Source organism: Streptomyces sp. NPDC005899 (genome assembly GCF_040629645.1).
Lineage (GTDB): Bacteria > Actinomycetota > Actinomycetes > Streptomycetales > Streptomycetaceae > Streptomyces.
Window position 1 is genome coordinate 1 of record NZ_JBEXWB010000517.1, and the last position, 3,202, is coordinate 3,202.

3 protein-coding genes and 1 pseudogene are annotated in these 3,202 nt (G+C 76.5%); 2 read left to right on the plus strand and 2 right to left on the minus strand.

The annotated features are described in order from the left end of the window. Positions 1–300 (minus strand): annotated as a pseudogene (locus tag ABZ371_RS30745) (hypothetical protein); the annotation flags it as partial. A 317-nt stretch (positions 301–617) separates the two neighbouring features. Between ABZ371_RS30745 and ABZ371_RS30750 the strand changes: the two are divergent. Together ABZ371_RS30750 and ABZ371_RS30755 are read left to right on the plus strand one after the other, a co-directional pair. Next, a complete protein-coding gene (locus ABZ371_RS30750; RefSeq protein WP_358685817.1) occupies positions 618–1,604 on the plus strand; it encodes a helix-turn-helix domain-containing protein in 987 nt (328 codons plus the stop codon). A gap of 103 nt (positions 1,605–1,707) precedes the next feature. Beyond that, positions 1,708–2,190: a DUF456 domain-containing protein gene (locus tag ABZ371_RS30755; RefSeq protein WP_358685819.1), complete on the plus strand. Its 483-nt coding sequence runs from the start codon at positions 1,708–1,710 to the stop codon at positions 2,188–2,190. A 14-nt stretch (positions 2,191–2,204) separates the two neighbouring features. On the opposite strand, the gene ABZ371_RS30760 is transcribed toward ABZ371_RS30755, so the two are convergent. Next, a partial coding sequence (locus ABZ371_RS30760; RefSeq protein WP_358685821.1) for an AlkA N-terminal domain-containing protein occupies positions 2,205–3,202 on the minus strand: 998 nt, incomplete at its 5' end.

The following is a 3,202-nucleotide window of genomic DNA, read 5'->3' on the forward strand; positions in this document are numbered from 1 at the left end:
GGCCGCCGGGCCGTCCGCCGTCCGTCCCGTCGCGTCCGGCACCGGACCCGCCCCGGGCGAGGCCGGGCCCCGTGTGCCCGGCTCCGCGCCCGCCGTCGCCGTGTCCGGCACCGGACCCGCCGTCTCCGGAGCCCGGTCCGCCCTGTCCGGCTCCCGGCCCACGGCGTCCGACGCCGAGTCGAAGCGGTCGTCGAGGCTGTCGGCCTCGCCGCCCGGGCCGGTGTCGGGCGCGCTCTCGTCGTACAGCCTGCGCCACCAGTCGTCCTCGTGGGCGGCGGGCCTCTCCCCCTGCTGACTCATGCCCACAGTCTCCACCGGGACGTCCTCGGGGATACGGGGCAACCGGAAAAGTAGCCCGGAAATGACGCACCGGGAACGGGGCCCACCGGGCGGCCCCACCCCCCACGGGAAGGACGCCCGGCGGGCCGGCCCGGGCGGGTGGCGGACCACGGGGGCACGCTTCCCTCACGCCGCGGTGACGCCACCTTGACAGAACGGCAGGGGCTCCGGTGCATGATGTGTCCGGCGGCTTTGCGCCGTGGCCGTTTCCCGCCACTGCGACGGCCGGCCCGACAGGCGCAGCGATGTGCGATCACCACCGCGGGGAGGGTGCGAGGATGCTGGCGGCGATAGGTCTCGACGGGGGACAGGAAGCGGCCTACCGGGCCCTGGTCGCGGCGGGAGCGGCCGAACTCCCCGATCTCGCCCGCCGGCTGTCGCTCCCGGAGGCGGATACGGAGCGGGCCCTGCGCCGGCTGGAACAGCAGGGGCTCGTGGCCCAGTCCTCCTCCCGTACGGACCGCTGGGTGGCCGCGCCGCCCGGCGTCGCGCTGGGCGCGCTGCTGACCCAGCAGCGGCACGAGCTGGAGCAGGCGGAGCTGGCGTCGGCGCTGCTGGCCGAGGAGTACCGGGCGGAGGCCGCCGAGCCCGCGGTGCACGACCTGGTGGAGGTGGTGACGGGCGCCGGCGCGGTCGCCCGCCGCTTCCACCAACTGCAGCTGGGCGCCGCCTCGGAGGTCTGCGCGCTGGTCACCGGCAAGCCGATCGCGGTGACCGGGATGGAGAACGAGTCGGAGGAACGGGCCGCCCTGCGCGGGGTCGCCTACCGGGTGGTGGTCGAGCGCGACGTGCTGTCGCTCCCGTCGGGCATCGTCGAGCTGTCGGCCGCCCTGAGCCGGGACGAACAGTGCCGGGTCGTCGACCGGGTGCCTACGAAACTCGTCGTCGCCGACGCCGCGCTCGCCATGGTCCCGCTGACCGGGCGCGGCGCGGAACCCGCCGCGCTGGTGGTGCACGGCAGCGGCCTCCTCGAGTCGCTGATGGGGCTCTTCGAGGCGGTGTGGCGGGACGCCATGCCGCTGCGGCTCGGTGGGAGCGGCGTCGACGAGGCGGCCGGGCCGGGTCCGGACCGCACCGATCTGGGGATCCTGTCGCTGCTCCTGGCCGGGCTGACGGACGCGAGTGTGGCCAAGCAGCTGGACCTGGGGCTGCGGACCGTCCAGCGGCGGGTCAAGGGGCTCATGGAGCTCGCCGGGGTGTCCACCCGTCTCCAGCTCGGCTGGCACGCCTACGAGCGCGGCTGGGTGGCCCGCGCCCCCCGCTGACCGCGCGCCCCGCCGACCGCGTGCCGTGCGGGCTCCGGTGGATCCGCCCTCCGCGCGTCCGCGCTGACGGGCGCTCGCGGGCGGACTCGGGCACGCTGGTCGAATGAGTGGGTGGCAGCTCGTTGCCGTGGCCGTGGTGATGCTGCTCGGACTGGTCGGGGTGCTGGTGCCGGGCGTGCCCGGGCAGGCGATCGTCTGGGCCGCGGTGGCGTGGTGGGCCCTGACGGACACGTCACCGCTCGCGTGGGGCGTACTGATCGGGGCGACGGCGCTGTTGCTGCTGAACCAGGCCGTCCAGGCGATGCTGCCCGCCCGCCGCCACCGTGAGACCGGGGCCCCCCGCAAGACGTTGCTGCTCGGCGGCCTCGCCGCGATCGCCGGGTTCTTCGTGGTTCCCGTGGTGGGCGGTGTCCTGGGGTACGTGGGCGCTGTCTACGGCGCCGAGCGGATGCGGCTCGGCAGCCACGGCGCCGGCCGGGCGTCGCTCAGGTCGGTGATGCGGGCCACCGGCTACGCGGTGCTGACGGAGCTCCTCTGCTGCCTGCTGGCCGTCGGGGCGTGGCTGGGCGCCCTGATCCACGGCTGAGCGCGCCGCCTCCGTCAGTCCTCCGGGTGCCCCGCGCCGGCGAGCGCCAGGTGGCGTACGGCGTACGAACGCCACGGCCGCCACGCACCGGCGCCCGGCGTCCCGTACGGATCGACGTCGGGGTCCCCCAAGGCGCGCATGCGGATCAGCGCCGCCGTCACCGGTGAGAGGCCGGGCAGCCGCTGGAGCGCCCGTTCGGCGTCGTCCCGGTCGGCTCCGGCGTCGAGCCGCACCGTGCCGTCGGCCAGCGCGCCCGCCAGCGCACGCAGCGCCGGATCATCGGCCCCCTCGGCCAGCACGCCCGGTTCGGGGAACACGTGCGTGAGCTCCCCGCACGGCACGTCCAGGACCTTTCCGTACCGCTCGACCAGCTCGTCCGCGGCCCGGGCGCCGACGAGTGCCCGTACGGCGCACTCCTCGGGGTCGGCCGCGCCGGGCGAGCGCAGGCCCGGTCGCGCGGCGACGAGCGGCGCCAGGAGCGGATCGGCGCCCAGCGCCTCGTCGACGGCGTACGGATCGGCGTCCAGGTCCAGCAGACGGCGCAGCCGCTGCACGGCGGTCGTCAGGTCGCGCAGGTCCGTGAGCTCGATACGGGCCTCCAGCCACGGCCCGGCGGACGCCTCGTCGACGGCCACGATCCCGGAGCCGTAGGGCAGCCGCAGGGTGCGCCGGTAGGTGCGGGCCCCCGGGGCGCCGCTGATCTCCTCGACGCGGCGCACCGTCTGCGCTCCGAGCAGGTCGAAGACGGCACGGGCGGCGTACGGGCCCCGGTGGGCGAGCCGGAGGGGGATGCCGGCGCGGCGCCCCTCCCGCACTCCGGCACCCAGGCCGGTACCCGCCTCGGCGCGCAGGGCGCTGGGGGTACGGGCGTAGATGCGCCGGATGGTGTCGTTGAACTGGCGCACGCTGGCGAACCCGGAGGCGAAGGCGATCTCGGTGACCGGCAGGTCGGTGGTCTGGAGGAGGACCCGGGCGGTGTGGGAGCGCCGGGCCCGGGCCAGGGCGACGGGGC

Bases quoted from the DNA above. Each gene is read 5' to 3' on its own strand.
- ABZ371_RS30750 (WP_358685817.1), top strand. From the start codon at position 618: ATGCTGGCGGCGATAGGTCTCGACGGGGGACAGGAAGCGGCCTACCGG.
- ABZ371_RS30755 (WP_358685819.1), top strand. From the start codon at position 1,708: ATGAGTGGGTGGCAGCTCGTTGCCGTGGCCGTGGTGATGCTGCTCGGA.